Genomic DNA, 18,570 nt, shown 5'->3' with positions numbered 1-18,570 from the left:
CCCCCGCTATAATGCGCCCTCCTTACGGCCAAGTAGCTCAGTTGGTAGAGCAGCGGATTGAAAATCCGCGTGTCGGTGGTTCGATTCCGCCCTTGGCCACCATATTCAAAGCCCAACCCTTCGCGGTTGGGCTTTTTCACATCTGGGCTTTCCCTACACTCTGCGGGGATTCCGCCGATTTCGTGTGTGCCACAGGCTGTGGCGCGCCAACCAGAAAGAGCCTGCCAACCTGCCCAGTTTGACTCTTTTCTGGTCTCTGTTCTCAAAAAATCGGCCAGAACTTCGCCAGTCGAGTGCACGCAGAAACCCTTTAGTTACAGGTGTTTGCCATTGATACGTTGCATCGGGTTCGAAGCATAGACCACTTGCTACAATAGTCGACCCCGATGACTGCAGGGCCGCGATCGTCAGCCCTTGGGCGGGTACGGATCGTTGCCGTAGCTTTTGCGTTCGCGGATGCGACCGTTTTTGCCATGAATAAAGACCTTAGCTGCGCTGATTGATGGCGATGTCGCGGGCAGCTCGTTCGGCCTCGGGCTGGGTGCGATGGTGCGATGTGTCACGCTGGTTGTTTTCGCCACGCACGGCCCGGCCGTCATTGCGCTTCACTGCATGTTAGTTTTTACCGGCCATTTCAAAATCCTTTCAAGGTTGGGTGGATGCTGGAAGTTGGCATCAGGCTCAAGGCCAAACCTCTCGGCAATGTGCCGCTTGTGCACCTCGTCGTCATCAGCCTCCTCCAGGATCTTCAGGAAGCGATAGACCTGTGGTGAGAGGTCGATCTGCTCACCATCGATCAGTGCAACGCGCTGGGCGTGCATTAGGCGCAGGGATGTCTCCGCCGACTCCTGCACCGGTGCTGGGTGGATCAGGTATGCCTCAAGCTTCTCGATTACCAGACCGGATGTGCGGATGTGGACAATGGCGCGTAGCGGCACCAGCAGTCGATCGCCCAAGGCGGTGCCGAGCAAGGATCCAGGTCCCCCCCCCCGGGCGTGATGATCACTTCGGCGCCGGGCGCAACCAGCTGCGCTGCCACCTGATCAGGCATCACACTCAGGCGACGCGCAAAGAAACCCGCCCGAGATGTGGATCCACAAGGAGGCCGTGTTCGAGGGCATCGTGCCGCTCGACAGCTTTCTGGCTGCCCAGGAGGTGCTAACTGAACGCAGCAAACGGCTGACGGATGAGGAGTTGCTCAACCAACTCAGGGCGCTCTACGCCGAATGTGGTCGCCTGTCGGGGTTCATCATCGACCAGGTGGCCAACGGCTCTTCGTCCAGCCTGTACGCCTCCCGTTTCGGCAGCCTGATCCGCGCCTATGAACTCATTGGGTACCGCCCGCCGGGCGGTACCGAACATCTGGAAATCAACCGCCGTCTGCGCGAGCTCCACCCAGAAATCATCGCCCGCACCGAGCACATCATTGCCGAGCTGGGTGACCACATCCGGCGCGACCCCAAGAACGATCTCTTGACCCTCAACGACGAGTTGGTCATCAGCCTGGTGCTATCCCGCTACCAGACCACCCCGACGGGTCATCCGCGCTGGCGCATCCGGTTTGACCCGGCACGGCTGTGTTTCACCGGCCCCCCCGACATCACGGTCGCCATCCGGCTCGATCCCGCCAACACCCAGAAACTCGATTACTTCCTCCTGCCCCGCCTCGATCTGCCTGTGCAGGAAATCTGCGTTAGCAACAAAAACAGCGCCGACTTCGAGTGCTTTCGCCTCGACGATCTAACCTTCTTCTACGGCATGTCCGAGGGGGGGGGCGCCTGCAACGGCGTATCTGACGAATCTGACGAATCTGACGCATCTTACCCAGCGGACCTATCCATCCCAAGAAAGGAAGCCCTATGGCACCCACGCAAACCCACCCACTCAAGCGGAGGCCCTCATGCTGACCGGTACCCTCGAAACCGTCATCCTGAGCCCCGTCGCCCGAGTCGAAATCCTCAACTCCCGCAAACGCAACATGAAAATCTTCGAGGAGACCGTTGAGAACATCAAATCGATCGGCTTGAAGAAACCCATTACTGTCACCGAACGCCTGGGTGATGATGGAAATCCGAAGTGCCTGCTGGTATGCGGCGAAGGGCGTTTGAATGCCTTCCGCATTTTGGGCGAAACGCACATTCCGGCCCTGGTGGTTGACGTCAGCGATGAAGACGCCTTCATCATGAACTTGGCGGAGAACATCGCCCGGCGTGGCTACCGGCCACTGGAAATCTTGGTCGACATCGAAATCCTGCGCAAACGCGGCTACGACGCCGACACCATCATCCAAAAAACCGGCCTCTCGCCCAAGTACGTCAAGGACATCGTCTTCCTGCTCGACCAGGGGGAGGGGTGCTTGATCGAAGGCGTGCAGCGCGGCGCCATCCCGCTGACCACGGCTTTGGAAGTCGCCCGTGCAAAGGACGATCACAAAAGTCTGGGCGAAATGCTCCAGGAGGCTTATGAAAACGGCCAACTCAACCGCCGCCAGATCATCGAGACCAAGCGCCTCGTCGAGAAACGCCAGACCTACGGCCCTGGCTCCCCCGATCCTGCCCAGATCAAACCGCCCACCTCCAGCTACAGCCTGGTTCGCACCTGACAGCGCGAAGTGGAGCGCCAGAGCAAGCTCGTCCTCAAAGTCGAGCACGCCCACCAGCGCCTGCTGCTGGTGGTGCGCTGCCGGAAAAAAAGCTCTTCTCGGATGAGCATGTCGTCAACCTGCTGCGCGCCGCAAGCTTGGATACCCTGCCGAAATACCTGGCAGAGCGCATTGACAATCTGAATGTAGCTACTACATGAATCCCGCGATGTCCTGCTCTATGGTCATTGCGTGTGCTGGCCTTGAATGATCTCGGCGTGCACGAAGCCCCCTGCCTGATCGCCAAGGACGACGAGGCCTGCACCTAAAACCACCGCATCAACCGACTCTCGACCCTTCTGGAGCACTGCATGACCCGAAACGCCATCGATCGCGGGGTCCGCAAGGAACGACTGGCCCGGGCCGTTGGCGTGAATCTGAACTCTATCAATCGGCGCATCAACCTGCTCGAAGGCATTTGCCCGGAGGCGATCGTTCAGTTGTAGAACAAGCAATTCACGCCGGACCTCACCCGGGTGCTGCGCAACATGAAGGCCTCTCGGCAGGTGGAGGTGGTGGAGCTGATGGTCGCCAGCAACACGATCGCCGTGGTGCATGCAGATGCCTTGCTCAAGGCCACGTCGCCGGAGTAGCGTACCGATTTCAAGCCCGCCGGGTGCGACAAGCAACTGGCGCCTTTCGAGCAGATCGTCAAACTCGAAATGGAAATGAGCCAGGTTCAGGCCCAGGCCCAGTAAAAGGATGCCGAAGAAAACTACGGGTCAGACCTGCTCAACCGGGTGGTCGCCAAAGGCTACTTGACCAAGCTGCTTGGCAACGACGACGTCATAAGCTACATCACCCGGCACGAACCCGAAATCCTTGAGCATTTCGAATGGGTGGTGAATACGGTCAGTATGGAAAAAGCGGTGCAGCAGCAACTGGAGGCCGATGGCGAATTCCAAGAGCCGCCCGAGGAGGAAGCCCCGGCGCAACAGGGGAGGCAGGATAGGGCTGATTCATTGCCGCACCGCAAACCCGAAGGGTAAAATGCCGACAATAAAAATAACCTTCGGAGGTAGTCATGCACTGGTATCTCGTCCATACCAAGCCCAGACAGGAAAAGTGCGCCCTGGAAAACCTCCAGCGCCAGGGTTATCGGTGCTACCTGCCCACCCTCCCGTCCGAAAAACTCCGTCAGGGCGTGATAACCGTTGCAGAAGCCCCCCTCTTCCCGCGCTACCTGTTCATTCGCCTGGGCCAGGGCGATTCAGCGCCAAGTTGGGCGCCCATTCGTTCGACCAAAGGCGTTAGCCGGCTGGTTAGCTTTGGGGTAGAGCCGGCCAAGGTGGCCGACTCACTGGTCGAGGCCCTTCGCGCGCAAGAAGCGTCTGTTCAGGCCGAGCCGGAGCGCCTATTCAAGCCGGGCGAGCGCGTGAGCCTCACAGAAGCGCCGTTTGCCGGTATCCAAGGCATCTACCAAATGGCCGATGGCGAGCGCCGTGTCATGGTGTTGATCGAACTGCTCTCCAAGCAAGTACGAGTGCGGGTTGCGTCGGCCAATTTGCGCAAGGTCGGCTAAAGCGGCGGCGAAACATTTCTCAAAGTCATGACGGTGTGGCAAAATGCAACCATCCGTTAGCATTTTTGCAGTACTTTGCTGCTTTTAAATGGCATCGGAATCCCCCTTTTTAGAACTCGCTGACTGCGCTTGCTGATCGTGAAACGGCACGGCGGTAGCCTGCCCAAAGCGCATTGAGACACTTCTCCAAAATCCTTTCTAAAGCCGATTTCCGAGTCGAAATCGGAGCGGCTACTCGTAGCCTGCGATTCGCCAAGGTTGAGTCGGGCCCGTGAACGTTTTGTTAACCAGCAGAACGGGTTACATCGGCTACCACACAGGCGTGTTGTTGCAGTCAGGCCATCGTGTTGTGCTGTATGACTACCAGTCCAACAGCAGTGATGAGGTTCTCGAAAAGCTTGCGCAAATCACGGGGCAGCAAACTCCTTTCATTAAAGGCGATGTGCGCGATACTGAGTTGCTAAAAAGCATGCTTGCCGCTTACCATATTGATGTAGTCGTTCGGTTTGCTGGTTTGAAGGCCGTCGGCGAATCCGTTGAAAAGCCGGTCGACTATTACGCCAACAACGTTCAGGGCGCCATCTGCTTGCTCCCGGCGATGAAGTCGGCCCGGGGCCAGGCGTTGGTGTTCAGCAGTAGTGCCACGGTTTACGGCGAACCTCGGTACCTCCGGTTGGACGAAAGCCATCCCACCGGCGCCACCAACCCCTATGGCCGAAGCAAGCTCCACATCGAAGAGATGTTGAGCGATGTGGCTACACCAGACCCGGCCTGGCGGATGGCCTGCCTGTGTTATTTCAACCCGGTAGGGGTTCACGAAAGTGGCCTCGTTGGTGAGAACCCTAGTGGCGTGCCTAACAACCTCATGCCCCACATCGCACAGGTGGCTGCTGGCCAGCGCGCTGAACGGAGCGTGTTTTGCGACGATTACCCCACCGCCGATGGCACGGGCGTGAAGGACTACATCCATGTCATGGATCTGACGGAAGGGTACGTGGCCGCATTGGCTTTCTTGTCTCAAACCACTGGGCACGCTATCAACCTGGGCGCTGGTAAGGGCTACAGCGTGCGTGACATGATTCGGGCTTTTGAAAGAGCATCAGGCCGGCAGCTGCCCTACAAATTTTTTGCCCGCCGTGCGGGTGATGTGGCAGCCTGCTATTCAGACTCCCAAAAGGCCAGTAAAGCATTGAACTGGCGTGCCCCTCGAGCCTTGGGGAACATGTATACTAGCACATGGCGGTTCCAACAGTCACACAGGTTAAGTATTACGTCATGACCCATCCAAACAAGGTGCAACCCGTTATTCTTTGTGGGGGCTCTGGCACCCGCCTGTGGCCGCTTTCGCGGGCGGGTTTTCCAAAGCAGTTTCTGTGCCTGATGGGGAGTGATAGCCTGTTTCAGCAGGCGGCAAAACGACTGATGGGCTTGGGCGCGGAAACCATTCAGGTGACTGATCCCCTGGTGGTGACCGGTGAGGATCATCGTTTTCTGGCAACCGAACAATTGCGAGAAATCGGTGTAACTCCAGCTGCTGCCCTGTTGGAGCCGGTGGCTCGAAACACCGCGCCTGCGTTGACCTTGGCTGCACTGGCTGCGGTTGAAAACGGCGACGACCCAGTGCTGGTCGTAACGCCGGCAGACCAGGCCGTGGCAGATGCCGGGGCGTTCAATCGCGCTATGCATGACGCTATTCACCAGGCAGCCGATGGTGCCATCGTGATCCTAGGCGTCACCCCAGACCGCCCCGAAACCGGCTACGGCTATATCCAAGCCGTTGTTGGGCCTGCGCCCACCTTGGTGGTCGAGCGGTTTGTCGAAAAACCGGATGAAGCTACCACCAGGCAGTACTTGGCAGAGGGCGGCTATTACTGGAACGCCGGCGTGTTCGTGCTCAAGGCATCCATTTGGCTCCAGGCCATAGAAAATTTCCGGCCAGACATTGCGGCTACCACCCGTGCCGCCTGGGCTCACCGCAGCACAGATGCCGCATTCGTACGACCAGGTAAGGTCGAATTTGCCGCCATACCCAGTGACTCCGTCGACTATGCCGTCATGGAACGCTGCCCTGGAAGCTGCTTCTCAATCCGCATGGCTCCGTTAGACGCCGGCTGGAGCGACCTCGGCGCCTGGGGCGCCGTATGGAGCGTATTGCCCAAAGACCCACAAGGAAATGCCTATGTGGGTGACGTGCTGGCCGCCGACTGCCGCAATACCCTCGCGCATGCCACCAGTCGTTTGGTGGCTTTGGTGGGCGTTCAAAACCTGGTGGTGGTGGAAACCCCTGACGCCTTGCTGGTGGCTGACCGGTCGCGCAGCCAGGACGCCAAGTGCATCGTCAACGCCCTTCAGCAGAAAAGGCGCGAAGAACACCTCCTGCACCGCAAGGTCCACCGCCCTTGGGGTTGGTACGACAGCATCGACGAAGGCGGTCGCTTCAAGGTCAAGCGCATCCAGGTGAAGCCCGGTGCAAGCCTCAGCCTGCAAAAACACCATCATCGGGCCGAGCACTGGGTGGTCGTCAAGGGTGCGGCAGAAATCACCTGCGGCGACAAAAAGCTCTTGCTCACCGAAAACCAGTCCACCTACATTCCGCTGGGTGAGGTGCATCGCCTAGCCAATCCGGGTTCCATTCCATTGGAAATTATTGAAGTTCAATCTGGTGGCTATTTGTGTGAGGATGATATTGTCCGTCTCGAAGATCAGTATGATCGCACTAGATAATCCTAAGATTTCAATTTGAACGTTAGGCTTTCATGAGAAATTACAACCGACGCAAAAGAGTCTTGGTGTCAGGCGGGGCAGGTTTTTTGGGGTCTCATCTTGTAGAAAGGCTGCTTGATCGGGGCGATGAGGTTCTCTGTGTTGATAACCTCTTTACGGGAAGCAAGCGTAATATAGAAAGGTTTCTTGCTCATCCTCGATTTGAGTTTGTACGTCACGACGTGACGTTTCCTCTATATGTCGAAGTGGATCAAATATACAACCTCGCCTGTCCTGCAAGCCCTGTCCATTATCAGCATGATCCTGTCCAGACTACCAAAACCAGTGTACATGGTGCGATTAATATGCTGGGCCTCGCCAAGCGACTGAATGCTCGCATATTTCAGGCTAGCACAAGTGAAGTCTATGGAGATCCTGCAATCCATCCCCAGTCAGAGTCTTACTGGGGCAACGTGAATCCTATTGGGATCCGCAGTTGTTACGATGAAGGTAAGCGTTGCGCAGAAACTTTGTTTTTTGATTATCACCGACAACACAAGTTAGATATTAGAGTTGCACGCATTTTTAATACTTACGGCCCTCGGATGCATCCCAACGACGGAAGAGTTGTGAGTAATTTCATCATGCAGGCATTAAGAGGGGAAGATATTACGATATATGGTGATGGATCGCAGACGCGAAGTTTCTGCTATGTTGATGACTTGATTGATGGATTTATTCGGTTTATGGACCTGTCTGCTGGTGCTGATGGAAGTCCCGGATTTCCAGGGCCAATTAATCTTGGAAATCCAGTGGAGTTCACTATTCGTCAATTGGCGGAAATGGTGATTCGACTTACTGCTTCGCCGTCCAAGATGATCTTTAAGCCTCTGCCTGCGGACGATCCCATGCAGCGCAAACCTGATATCACCCTTGCTAAGAAATATCTGAATGATTGGGCTCCATCTGTGTCGTTGGAGGAAGGTTTGAACAAAACCATTCGTTACTTTGAGGAATTCGCTTGAAGTACATAGCAGTAATCCCAGCACGCGGCGGTTCAAAAGGGTTGCCTGGCAAGAACACAAAACTCTTGGCGGCTAAGCCTTTGATTGCGTGGAGCATAGAGCAAGCTCTAGAGAGCGGTCGCATTGACTGCGTGCATGTCTCCACGGATGATCCCGCAATAGCAGAGGTTGCGCGTGCGTTCGGGGCGGACGTGCCTTATCTCCGTCCGACCGAACTGGCGCAGGACGCAACGCCGACTGAGCCAGTGATAAACTATGCCCTAGACTGGTACGAGCGGGCTGGGCGGACGTTCGGCGCCGTCGTTCTGCTGCAGCCGACATCCCCCTTGCGGCTACCAGGGACGATCGCCGCCGCACTCGATGCCTTCGAGCAGAATCCTAATGGCTCCTTGTTGGGGGTATGTGAAAATCACCATTTCTTCTGGCGTAACCGGAACGAGCCGGTAGCGCTTTACGACTACCGAAACCGGCCTCGCCGTCAGGATATCCAGCCCGAGGACCGCTGGTACCGCGAAAACGGCTCAATTTACATTATGCGCACGGCCTCATTCAGGCGGCATGAAAACCGGCTCTATGAGCCGATCTTCATGCACGTCATGCGTGAAGAGGAGGGGTGGGAAATTGACAGTCTTGCTGACTTCGTGGTAGTGGAGGCCTTGATGAAAATGGTGTATCAATCATGATTATCGACCGCAATTTAGCCAAGTTCATCATCTTCTCGGAGGATTCGCTGCACAACGCACTCAGAAAGATTAGCGAGAACAAGGCTCGCATTGTCTTTTGCGTCTCATCTAGCGGTGTCCTCGAGGGTGTGTTGACTGATGGGGACGTCCGTCGCTGGATAACGGACCGACCATCCTTCGATACAGGGGTCCCCGTGCTGTCGGTGGCCAATAAGTCCTTCACCTTCCTTTTGCAGGATGCACCACATGAAGAGATCGAGCGACATTTCTCAGATCGCATCGGCTTCATCCCATTGCTGGATCGCCATAACCACCTTGTGGCTGTGGCCCATCGTGGCGCGCCCGAGGTGCGAATCGGGCACTTCAACATCGGGCCTCATTCGCAGTCATTCCTGATTGCCGAAATTGGCAATAACCACAACGGCAGCCTCGAAACCGCCAAGCGTCTGATCGACGAGGCTGTAGCTGCCGGTGCCGACTGCGCAAAGTTCCAGATGCGCAGTATGGCCAAGCTCTATCGAAATTCGGGTGATGCCAATGATGCAAGTGCTGACCTCGGTGCGCAGTACACCTTGGATTTGCTCTCGCGTTTTCAGCTTTCCACCGAACAGATGTTCCAAGCTTTTGACTATTGCAAGGAAAAGGGTATTCTGCCTCTTTGTACGCCTTGGGACCAAGACAGCCTGCAGCAGTTGGAAGGCTACGGGATGCTGGCCTACAAGCTGGCCAGTGCTGACCTTACCAACCATGACCTGCTTGAGGCGATGGCATCCACGGGCAAGCCGTTGATCTGTTCCACCGGAATGTCCAGCGAGAACGAGATCATGGAGGCAGTGAAGCTACTCAAGCGGCACAAAGCGTCCTTCGTACTGCTGCACTGCAATTCAACCTACCCGGCGCCATTCAAGGACATTCATTTGGAATATCTGGACCGCCTGCGTCAAGTAGGCGACTGCTTGGTTGGCTATTCAGGTCACGAGCGTGGTATCGCGGTGGCCATCGCGGCAGTCGCCCGCGGCGCCAAGGTTATCGAGAAGCACTTCACCCTCGATCGCAGCTGGGAAGGCAACGACCACCGCGTCAGTCTGCTACCTGGCGAGTTTCGCGCGATGGTGCAGAGTATCCGCGAGGTCGAAGAGGCGCTCGGCTCGGGCGATGCGCGCCGTGTCACGCAGGGTGAAATGATGAACCGCGAGGTATTGGCCAAGAGTCTGATCGCGAGTTGCGACATCGCCGTCGGCGAGGTGGTCAGTACGGAGAAGGTGGATGTTCGTAGCCCGGGCCAGGGCCTGCCACCAAATCGGAAAGCCGACTTGATTGGTCGCAAGGCAATCCGTGCGATGAAGGCAGGCGACTTCTTTTATCCGTCGGATCTGGACGACAGCGCTGCGCGTCCGCGCGCCTTCAGGTTCCGCCGCCCCTACGGAGTGCCGGTACGATATCACGATGTCAAGCGGCTGGCTGCTGCAGCACCTTTCGACCTTTTCGAATTCCACCTAAGCTACAAGGATCTCGAGGAAGACATCGCCCAGCACATGCGCGGGCAGCGCTACCACATGGACTTGGTGGTGCACAGTCCCGAGCTGTTCGCTGGCGACCACATCATGGATCTGTGCGCTCCCAGTGCGGAGTACCGGCAACGTTCCATCGATGAACTCCAGCGCGTGGTGAATGTGACGCGCGCGCTCTCGCCCTATTTCAGCCGCGCAAAGCGCCCGCTAATCATCATCAATGCCGGCGGTTTCTCCGCCGATGGGCCGATGCCCGTTTCGGCGCGAGGGGCGCTGTATGAGCGCATCGCCGAATCGCTGGCCAAGGTGGACCAGGCCGGCGTGGAAATCATCCCGCAGACCATGCCACCCTTTCCGTGGCACTTCGGCGGGCAACGTTTTCACAATCTCTTCATGACGGCTGATGAGATCGCTGCCTTCTGTAAGCGCTATGGCTACCGCGTATGCCTGGATATCTCGCATTCGCAGTTGACCTGTACTCATTTCAAGACGTCCTTCAAGGAATTCCTTGAATGCGTGGGCCCGCACTCCGCACATCTGCATATTGTGGACGCCGAAGGTGTGGACGGCGAAGGTCTGCAGATCGGGGAGGGGATGGTTGACTTTGGCATGGTGGCCGAAGTCTTGAATCGGAAGGCACCAACGGCATCTTTCATTCCTGAGATATGGCAGGGGCATAAAAATGAGGGCGAAGGATTCTGGGTAGCCCTTGATCGTCTTGAAAAGTGGTTTTGAGGAAGAACCGTGTTTAACGATAGCTGTATTTTGATTACCGGCGGGACGGGCTCATTCGGAAACACGTTCGTTCCGATGACCTTGGCCAAATACAAGCCCAAGAAATTGGTCATTTATTCTCGAGATGAAATGAAGCAGTGGGAAATGGCCAAGAAGTACGCGGACGATAGTCGGGTACGATTTTTTATTGGCGATGTGCGCGATCGCGAGCGACTGTATCGTGCGTTGGATGGTATTGACTATGTTGTTCATGCCGCTGCCACCAAGATCGTGCCGACGGCTGAGTACAACCCGTTTGAATGTGTCAAGACCAACGTTAACGGCGCGATGAATCTGATCGATGCCTGCATTGACAAAGGTGTCAAGCGCGTCGTGGCGCTTTCTACGGATAAGGCCAGCAGTCCGGCCAATCTGTATGGTGCGACCAAGCTAGCGTCGGACAAGCTCTTTGTTGCGGGTAATTCCTACGCGGGCGGGGATGGAACTCGTTTTGCAGTAGTGCGCTACGGCAATGTGATGGGGTCGCGTGGATCTGTTATTCCCTTCTTTCTATCCCTGCGCGAAAAGGGTGAATTGCCAATCACGGACGAGCGGATGACCCGCTTCATGATTACCCTTGAGCAGGGGGTGGAGTTGGTTTGGCATGCGTTCGACGACATGGAGGGGGGGGAAATCTATGTCAAGAAGATTCCTTCCATGAAGATGACGGATCTGGCGCGAGCCATATCCCCGCAAGCGAAACTCAAGATTGTGGGAGTTCGTCCCGGCGAGAAGCTGCACGAGCAAATGATCAGCCCCGAAGACTCTTACTACACCTACGAATATCGAGATCATTTCAAGATCCTCCCGGCCATCAACAATTGGGGGGCTAGCGAAGAGCGCATCAAAGACGGCAAAAAGGTTGCAGATGGCTTCAGTTACACCAGCGACAACAACCATGAGTGGATGTCGATCGACCAATTGCGCGGCTGGATTGCTGCTAACCAGGAAAAGATCGGGAACATCTGAGCCATGATTCCATATGGACGCCAGGACATTACCCTAGCGGACGTCGAGGCAGTGGTCCAAGTTCTGCGATCGGACTTTCTTACTCAGGGGCCGGCGGTGCCCGAGTTCGAGCGGGCGGTCGCAAAGAAGGTGCACGCCCGGCATGCAGTGGCCATGAGCAGTGCAACCGCGGCGCTTCATACTGCTTGTCTCGCGCTCGATCTCGGACCAGGAGACTGGTTGTGGACGAGTCCGATCACCTTTGTTGCTTCTTCCAATTGCGCCCTGTATTGCGGGGCATGGGTGGATTTTGTGGACATCGACCCGCGCACGTATAACCTTTGCCCGAAGGCGCTGGAGCGTAAGCTGGTCGAGGCCAGGCGTCTGGGGCGGCTACCCAAGGTGGTGGTGCCGGTGCATTTGTGCGGCCAGCCATGTGACCTGGCAAGAATCCACGAACTTGCGCAGGAGTACGGCTTCAAAATCATCGAGGATGCCTCACACGCCATTGGTGGCCGGTATCGAGGCCAGCCCATTGGTAGTTGCCGCTACAGCGACATCACGGTGTTCAGCTTCCATCCAGTGAAAATCATCACTACGGCCGAAGGCGGAATGGCGATGACCAACGACGACGCGTTAGCCGAAAAGATGGCTTTGTTGCGTAGCCATGGCATCACCCGCAACCCTACGCTGATGGAGCGCGAGCAGGAAGGCGCATGGTACTACGAGCAGATTGCGCTAGGCTTCAACTACCGTATGACGGACTTGCAAGCCGCGCTGGGACTGAGCCAGTTGCATCGTGTGGACGCCTATGTGGCGCGCCGTCACGAATTGGCGGCGCGGTACGACCGCCTGTTCGCATCGTTTCCGCTGGCGACGCCGTGGCAGCATCCTGACGGCTACTCGGGCCGGCATCTGTATGTGATCCGTCTGAGACCGAGCCATTCGGGCAAGACGAGTCACCGGCAAGTCTTCGACGAACTGCGTGATGCCGGCATTGGTGTCAACCTCCACTACATCCCTGTCTATCGGCAGCCGTATTACGAAAAGCTGGGCTTCTCGGCTGGCATGTGCCCCGAGGCAGAAAGATATTACGAGGAAGCAATCACGCTGCCTCTGTTCCCGACGATGAGTGAAGAGCAGCAGGACCAGGTTGTCTCCGCTCTCAAAAAGGTGCTTGGGGTATGAGGCTGGCCGTAATCCCGGCACGCGGGGGTAGCAAACGCATCCCCCGCAAGAACATCAAGGCATTCTGCGGCAGGCCCATGCTGGCGTGGGCGATTGAGGCGGCTCTGGAAAGTCAGTGTTTCGATCGGATCGTCGTCTCGACCGATGACGAAGAGATCGCGAGTAAGGCCCGCGATTGCGGTGCCGAAGTCCCGTTCCTCCGGCCGCTCGAGCTTTCCGATGACTACACTGGCACGATTCCAGTGGTGGCACATGCAATCAGGACCTTACAGTTGCAGGAAACGTCGCCGGATAGGGTGTGCTGCATCTATGCCACCGCTCCCTTCCTGCAGGGGGCAGACCTGAGCCAAGGCCTCAAAGTACTAGAGGAGAGCGGTGCAGACTACGCTTTTTCAGTGACGCGGTATGAGTTCCCGATCCAGCGCGCCATTCGAATCGCTGATTCAGGGCGTGTCGAAATGTTCTATCCCGAGCATTTCAATACGCGTTCCCAAGACCTCGAAGCGGCATACCATGATGCCGCCCAGTTCTATTGGGGACGGACCGATGCATGGTTGTCGGCTAAGACCATTTTTTCCCGGGCGGCCGTTCCGGTGATCCTGCCGCACTGCCGCGTGCAGGACATCGACACCCCGGAAGACTGGGAGCGGGCAGAATGGATGTTCAAATCCATGGCTTTTCAGAGAAAGAAGTTAAGATGAAATCCGAAAATACCTTTAAGACCGAGCAGGAAGCCTTCTGGGCCGGCGAATTCGGCACCGAGTACATCCAGCGCAACCAGGGCGACTTGTTGCTGGCTTCGAACTTGAATTTCTTCTCCGGCGCATTGCGCGCCGCGCGCGGCGTGAAGAGCTGCCTCGAGTTCGGCGCCAACATTGGCATGAATTTGAAGGCGCTGAATCTGCTGCATCCCGGTCTTGATGTCCATGCCATTGAAATCAATTCCGAAGCGGCTCGTCAGCTTGGCGAGGTGATCACGCCGGCCAACGTGTACAACACGTCGATTCTTGACTTCCAGCCAAAGCGTACCTGGGATCTTGTGCTCATCAAAGGCGTGCTTATCCACATCAACCCCGAGGTACTGTGCCAGGTCTATGACAAGCTGGAGGCGAGCACAGGCCGCTATCTGATGGTTGCCGAGTACTATAACCCGGCGCCTGTGGCCATTCCCTATCGCGGTCACACAGACCGTCTGTTCAAGCGCGATTTTGCGGGTGAGATCATGGAGCGTCATCCGCTGCTGCAACTCATCGACTACGGTTTCGCCTACCACCGTGACCCCAACTTTCCCCAGGACGACATTACTTGGTTCCTGATGGAAAAGCGCTGATCCGTTCCCTTTACCCAATTTCTGACATCGCCCCCCTATGCTGACCTATTGCAAACACTGCGTAATGCCGGACACCAAGCCGGATCTGTACCTTGATGAACATGGCGTGTGCAACGCCTGCCGCAGTTACGAGCGCCGCAAAGAGGTGGACTGGGATACCCGTTACAAGGAACTGCTGGAGGTGCTGGAGAAGTACCGCCGGCGTGACGGCAGCAATTGGGACTGCATCGTGCCCGTCAGCGGGGGCAAGGACAGCACCTACCAAGTTGTGCGTATGCTCCAGCTTGGCCTGAATCCGCTGTGCGTGACCTCCACCACCTGCGACCTGTCCGAGCTTGGTCGCAAGAACATCGATAACCTCAAGCATCTTGGAGTGGACTACATCGAGGTATCGCCCAATCCGTTGGTGCGAGCCAAGCTCAACCGCATCGGCCTGACACAGGTGGGTGATATTTCCTGGCCCGAACATGTGGGCATCTTCACCATCCCAGTTCGTGCCGCGGTGCAATTCAACGTTCCGCTGATCGTATGGGGCGAGAACTCGCAAAACGAGTATGGTGGCCCAGCAGCGGCCGCGGAAAACAATGTGCTCAACCGTCGTTGGCTCGAGGAGTTCGGCGGGCTGCTGGGCATGCGTGTGTCCGACCTGATTGACCAGGTGGGCATCGAGGCCAAGCATCTGATCAACTACACCTATCCGAGCGATGAGGAGCTTGCGCGCGTAGGCGTGACAGGTCTCTTCCTCGGTCACTACATTCCGTGGGACGGCCTGTCCAACACCCTGATTGCGCAGGCCAACGGATTCCGCAGCTACGACAAGGTGGTGGAAGGTTCGATGGTGAATTACGAAAATCTGGACAACCATCAGACCGGTATCCACGATTACTTCAAGTTCCTGAAATTCGGATTCGGCCGCGCCACCGACCTGGCCTGTCTGCACATCCGCCGCGGTCGCCTCACACGCCTGGATGGACTGGAAGCCGTCAAACGGCTCGATGGCCGTTTCCCTTGGGAGTACCTGGGCAAGTCGCTGGAGGACACGTTGCGCCCCCTGGAAATGACGGTTGATGAATTCATTCGAATCTGCGACAAGTTCACCAACAAGAAGATCTTCAAGCGCGACGTCAGCGGCGCCCTGCTCAAGGATCGCGACGGCAATCTGACTAAGATCAACTACGACAACGTCTGATAAGGCTATGAGAGTCGGTGTCATCGACTATGGCGTGGGCAACCTCGGTTCGGTACTGCGCGCACTGGAAGAGTTGCGGGTAGCCCCAGTGCTGGTCAATCGCGCAGTCGATATGCACGCCACGGACTGCCTCATTCTGCCGGGGGTGGGCAACTTCGCTGACTGCACGAGCCTGCTGCAGGCGGGCGGATGGATTGAAGCCCTGCGCCAGGAAGTGAGCGGTTACGGGCGTCCGCTGCTGGGTATTTGCGTGGGCATGCAGCTGCTTGCCGACGCCAGTACCGAGGGCACCGACGAGGGCCGCGGTACGCCGGGGTTGGGTTTCATTCCCGGCCGGGTTGAGCATCTGCGCATGCTGGGCTGCGGATTGCGCGTGCCCCACGTGGGATGGAATTCCATCACCCGCCATGGCGCAGCGGACCCGCTGTTCGACGGCATTCCCGACGGCACGGATTTCTACTTCGTACACAGCTACGCCTTCGTGCCGCAAGACCCGACGAGCGTGCTGGCCACGGCAGACTATGGCACGGCTGTCACGGCCGCGGTGAGGCGCGGCCATATCTGGGGTACCCAGTTCCATCCCGAAAAAAGCTCGCGCGCGGGTTTCCGGTTGTTGCGTAATTTCATCGAGAGTCCCAAGTGCTGAAGGTGCGCGTCATCCCCACCCTGCTGTGGAAGCAGTTCGGCCTGGTCAAGGGGACGAGCTTCGACAGCTGGCGCCGCGTTGGACCTGTGCTGCCTGCCATCAAGGTCTACAACCAGCGCGAAGTTGACGAACTGGTGCTGGTCGACATCGTGGCCCATCAGTCCGATGACGATCCTGATATCGAGTCGATCGACGAGTTTGGCCAAGACTGCTTCGTTCCGTTGACCGTGGGTGGCGGCATCAATCGAATCGAGCAGGTGCAGCGCTTGCTGCGCGCCGGAGCCGACAAGGTTAGCGTTAATACTGCGGCCTATGCCAGGCCTGAGCTAGTGACCGAGATTGCCAGGCGGCACGGCGTGCAGAGCGTGGTCGCCAGCATCGATGTCCGGGCGCAGGATGGCGGCTGGAACTGCTTCAGCCATGCCGGCCGGCAGCCCACCGGTCGTGAGGTGACGGCCTGGGCACGCGAACTCGAGGACCGTGGGGCCGGTGAGATACTCATCACCTCGATCGAGCGCGATGGCACCATGCAAGGTTACGACCTAGCGCTCATTGAAGCCGTCGTCCGTGCCGTCAGTATACCTGTCATCGCCTCAGGGGGTGCGGGCAACTATCAGCACATGGTGGAAGCTGTGGTTCGCGCAGGCGCTTCGGCAGTTGCAGCGGCAAGCATCTTCCATTTCACCGAGCAGACACCGGCCGGTGCCAAGGCCGCTTTGGCAGAGGCCGGGGTGCCGGTGCGGAGAAATTTTGTGGCATCAGATCATGCCGAGCGTTAATGTTGCATTTAGAGTTGACGCCTCGCAAGACATTGGTACGGGGCACGTAATGCGGTGCCTAGCGTTGGCCGACTTCCTGCGGCACAGAGGAGCGGTGTGCCGTTTCGTCTGCCGTGATCTTCTCGGGAACATGGCTGAGCATATTAGCGGACTCGGTTACCGCGTCGATCTGCTGTCTGCGAAAACTTCTCCGCCGAGAGCGCAGTTGGAGGGCGAGTATGCGCATTGGCTGGGGGGCACGGCAGCCGAAGATGCCGTGCAAACCCGCCAGGCCCTGGTGGATGGCCTGCTGGATTGGCTGGTTGTTGACCACTATGGCCTGGATTTATCTTGGGAACGCGAGATACGGGGGAGGTGCAGCAAGCGGTTGCTCGTCATCGACGACTTAGCGAATCGTGGGCATCTCTGCGATGTGCTGCTTGATCAGAACCCAGGGCGGGTGCCGGCGGACTATGACGGCCTGCTGCCGATCGAGTGCCGGCGCCTCGTCGGGCCACGCTATGCGCTGCTGCGTCCGGAGTTTGCGGCATACCGGACCCAAAGTCTAAAGCGTCGCATACGATCCGGCGTCCGCCGTTTAATGGTGACCTTGGGTGGGATGGACAAGGATCATCGGACGCTGGACGTGCTGCGCGCCCTTTCGGCCTGTGATCTGCCGGCGGAGTGCAGGATTGTAGTTGTGATGGGAGCGCTTGCTCCAGGCATTGCCCAGGTGCGGGATGTCGCCGCGGGCATGCAGGTACCTACCGAAGTGCGGGTCGGTGTGACGGAAATGGCAGTCCTGATGGCGGACAGCGATGTGGCAATCGGCGCCGGTGGCGTGACGGCTTTGGAGCGTTGCTGCCTCGGCATCCCGACGCTGACTATCGTTGTCGCGGAAAATCAGCGGAGGGGTGCTGAGGCGTTGGCCGAGCAGGGTGCTGCGCTGCTGCTGGATCACGGGCTTGCGTTCGAGGTTGGTTTCAAAAAGGCATTCGACAAGTTTGGTGATCCGGCATTTTTGGAAAAGATGCAGGGTGTGTGTGCATCAATGGTCGATGGGATGGGAGTAAATCGCGTTGCAGAGGAGATGCTAGGTGTCTGAACTCGACGGGTGCAGGGCCAGAACGATGACGGCCAACGACTTGGATGCGATACGAACTTGGCGCAACCAGCCGGAGGTCCGGCGTTTTTCGCTGACGCAACATGAAATCGGCGCCGCCGAACATGCTGCATGGTTTGAGCGAACTTCGACGGATCCTCGCAGAAAACTCTTTATCATAGAAGAAAATGGCGACGCATTGGGCTTCGTCAATTTTAATGACGTGGAGCCGCAAGGAATTGCAAATTGGGGGTTCTACGCTGCACCAGGCGCCCGAAGGGGGAGCGGTCGAATCTTGGGGAGGGTGGCGATTCGGGAGGCGTTCACGGGGATGGCATTGCATAAGATTTGCGGTCAAGCGCTCGCAAGCAATGAGGCGTCCATCAGAATGCACTTGTCGCTGGGCTTTCGGGAAGAAGGGCGCCTGCGTGAGCAGTGCCGAATCAATGGCCTGTATCACGATCTTGTCTGTTTTGGTCTATTGCGATCGGAATGGATTAGTCAGAAGGAGGTGAAGGTAGCAAAGTGAAGACAATACAGATTGGCGGAC

Annotated in this window: 21 protein-coding genes and 1 tRNA gene; 20 read left to right on the top strand and 2 right to left on the bottom strand. The window is 57.4% G+C overall.

What is annotated here, in order from left to right:
- The first annotated feature begins 26 nt into the window (after positions 1–26).
- Positions 27–102 (top strand) — tRNA-Phe (locus WIF35_RS09835).
- A gap of 384 nt (positions 103–486) precedes the next feature.
- Here the strand turns inward: WIF35_RS09835 and WIF35_RS09830 are convergent.
- Both WIF35_RS09830 and WIF35_RS09825 read right to left on the bottom strand, forming a co-directional pair.
- Complete coding sequence (locus tag WIF35_RS09830) at positions 487–609, bottom strand: DUF2188 domain-containing protein (protein WP_412478049.1); 123 nt, start codon at positions 607–609, stop codon at positions 487–489.
- A complete protein-coding gene (locus tag WIF35_RS09825; RefSeq protein ID WP_412478048.1) occupies positions 606–971 on the bottom strand; it encodes a hypothetical protein in 366 nt (121 codons plus the stop codon). Before WIF35_RS09825 ends, WIF35_RS09830 begins: the two co-directional genes overlap by 4 nt.
- A gap of 115 nt (positions 972–1,086) precedes the next feature.
- Between WIF35_RS09825 and WIF35_RS09820 the strand changes: the two genes are divergently transcribed.
- From WIF35_RS09820 to pseH, 19 genes are all read left to right on the top strand, one after another.
- Positions 1,087–2,004 carry a hypothetical protein gene (locus WIF35_RS09820; protein WP_412478047.1) on the top strand — a complete coding sequence of 306 codons (918 nt, stop codon included), beginning with the start codon at positions 1,087–1,089 and terminating at the stop codon, positions 2,002–2,004.
- Positions 1,979–2,602, top strand: a complete 624-nt coding sequence (locus tag WIF35_RS09815) for a ParB/RepB/Spo0J family partition protein (protein WP_412478046.1) — start codon at positions 1,979–1,981, stop codon at positions 2,600–2,602. Before WIF35_RS09820 ends, WIF35_RS09815 begins: the two co-directional genes overlap by 26 nt.
- Before the next feature lie 350 nt (positions 2,603–2,952).
- On the top strand, positions 2,953–3,087 hold the full coding sequence (locus tag WIF35_RS09810) for a hypothetical protein (protein WP_412478045.1): 135 nt from the start codon (positions 2,953–2,955) through the stop codon (positions 3,085–3,087).
- 312 nt (positions 3,088–3,399) lie between these two features.
- Positions 3,400–3,630 carry a hypothetical protein gene (locus WIF35_RS09805; RefSeq protein WP_412478044.1) on the top strand — a complete coding sequence of 77 codons (231 nt, stop codon included), beginning with the start codon at positions 3,400–3,402 and terminating at the stop codon, positions 3,628–3,630.
- Positions 3,631–3,665: 35 nt separating this feature from the next.
- The gene (gene rfaH / locus WIF35_RS09800; protein ID WP_412478043.1) at positions 3,666–4,163 is read left to right on the top strand and encodes a transcription/translation regulatory transformer protein RfaH; all 498 of its coding nucleotides are present in this window, start codon (positions 3,666–3,668) and stop codon (positions 4,161–4,163) included.
- Positions 4,164–4,434: 271 nt separating this feature from the next.
- Complete coding sequence (gene galE, locus WIF35_RS09795) at positions 4,435–5,442, top strand: UDP-glucose 4-epimerase GalE (RefSeq protein ID WP_412478042.1); 1,008 nt, start codon at positions 4,435–4,437, stop codon at positions 5,440–5,442.
- Entirely contained in the window at positions 5,439–6,887 is a 1,449-nt protein-coding gene (locus WIF35_RS09790) for a mannose-1-phosphate guanylyltransferase/mannose-6-phosphate isomerase (protein WP_412478041.1), read from the top strand. The genes galE and WIF35_RS09790 overlap by 4 nt, the downstream gene beginning before the upstream one ends.
- 32 nt (positions 6,888–6,919) lie before the next feature.
- Positions 6,920–7,891, top strand: a complete 972-nt coding sequence (locus WIF35_RS09785; RefSeq protein ID WP_412478040.1) for a UDP-glucuronic acid decarboxylase family protein — start codon at positions 6,920–6,922, stop codon at positions 7,889–7,891.
- Complete coding sequence (locus WIF35_RS09780; RefSeq protein ID WP_412478039.1) at positions 7,888–8,574, top strand: acylneuraminate cytidylyltransferase family protein; 687 nt, start codon at positions 7,888–7,890, stop codon at positions 8,572–8,574. Before WIF35_RS09785 ends, WIF35_RS09780 begins: the two co-directional genes overlap by 4 nt.
- Positions 8,571–10,820 (top strand): N-acetylneuraminate synthase family protein, encoded by a 2,250-nt coding sequence (locus WIF35_RS09775; RefSeq protein ID WP_412478038.1) that lies wholly within the window; start codon positions 8,571–8,573, stop codon positions 10,818–10,820. The genes WIF35_RS09780 and WIF35_RS09775 overlap by 4 nt, the downstream gene beginning before the upstream one ends.
- Positions 10,821–10,829: 9 nt before the next feature.
- Positions 10,830–11,828 (top strand): UDP-N-acetylglucosamine 4,6-dehydratase (inverting), encoded by a 999-nt coding sequence (gene pseB, locus WIF35_RS09770; protein ID WP_412478037.1) that lies wholly within the window; start codon positions 10,830–10,832, stop codon positions 11,826–11,828.
- 3 nt (positions 11,829–11,831) lie between these two features.
- Positions 11,832–12,995: a UDP-4-amino-4,6-dideoxy-N-acetyl-beta-L-altrosamine transaminase gene (gene pseC / locus WIF35_RS09765; protein WP_412478036.1), complete on the top strand. Its 1,164-nt coding sequence runs from the start codon at positions 11,832–11,834 to the stop codon at positions 12,993–12,995.
- Positions 12,992–13,696, top strand: coding sequence for a pseudaminic acid cytidylyltransferase (gene pseF / locus WIF35_RS09760; protein ID WP_412478035.1), 705 nt, complete (start codon positions 12,992–12,994; stop codon positions 13,694–13,696). The genes pseC and pseF overlap by 4 nt, the downstream gene beginning before the upstream one ends.
- Entirely contained in the window at positions 13,693–14,325 is a 633-nt protein-coding gene (locus tag WIF35_RS09755; RefSeq protein WP_412478034.1) for a pseudaminic acid biosynthesis-associated methylase, read from the top strand. Before pseF ends, WIF35_RS09755 begins: the two co-directional genes overlap by 4 nt.
- 64 nt (positions 14,326–14,389) lie before the next feature.
- On the top strand, positions 14,390–15,514 hold the full coding sequence (locus WIF35_RS09750; RefSeq protein ID WP_412478033.1) for an N-acetyl sugar amidotransferase: 1,125 nt from the start codon (positions 14,390–14,392) through the stop codon (positions 15,512–15,514).
- A gap of 7 nt (positions 15,515–15,521) precedes the next feature.
- Positions 15,522–16,160, top strand: a complete 639-nt coding sequence (gene hisH / locus WIF35_RS09745) for an imidazole glycerol phosphate synthase subunit HisH (RefSeq protein ID WP_412478032.1) — start codon at positions 15,522–15,524, stop codon at positions 16,158–16,160.
- Positions 16,154–16,939, top strand: coding sequence for an imidazole glycerol phosphate synthase subunit HisF (gene hisF / locus WIF35_RS09740; RefSeq protein ID WP_412478031.1), 786 nt, complete (start codon positions 16,154–16,156; stop codon positions 16,937–16,939). The genes hisH and hisF overlap by 7 nt, the downstream gene beginning before the upstream one ends.
- Positions 16,926–18,023: a UDP-2,4-diacetamido-2,4,6-trideoxy-beta-L-altropyranose hydrolase gene (gene pseG / locus WIF35_RS09735; RefSeq protein ID WP_412481237.1), complete on the top strand. Its 1,098-nt coding sequence runs from the start codon at positions 16,926–16,928 to the stop codon at positions 18,021–18,023. The genes hisF and pseG overlap by 14 nt, the downstream gene beginning before the upstream one ends.
- A complete protein-coding gene (gene pseH / locus WIF35_RS09730; protein ID WP_412478030.1) occupies positions 18,016–18,549 on the top strand; it encodes a UDP-4-amino-4,6-dideoxy-N-acetyl-beta-L-altrosamine N-acetyltransferase in 534 nt (177 codons plus the stop codon). The genes pseG and pseH overlap by 8 nt, the downstream gene beginning before the upstream one ends.
- Positions 18,550–18,570: the final 21 nt, after the last annotated feature.

This window comes from Azonexus sp. IMCC34839, from assembly GCF_047047955.1.
Classification (GTDB): domain Bacteria; phylum Pseudomonadota; class Gammaproteobacteria; order Burkholderiales; family Rhodocyclaceae; genus Azonexus.
Note: the sequence above shows the minus strand (reverse complement) of the source record. Positions and strands in the feature narration are given on the sequence as shown.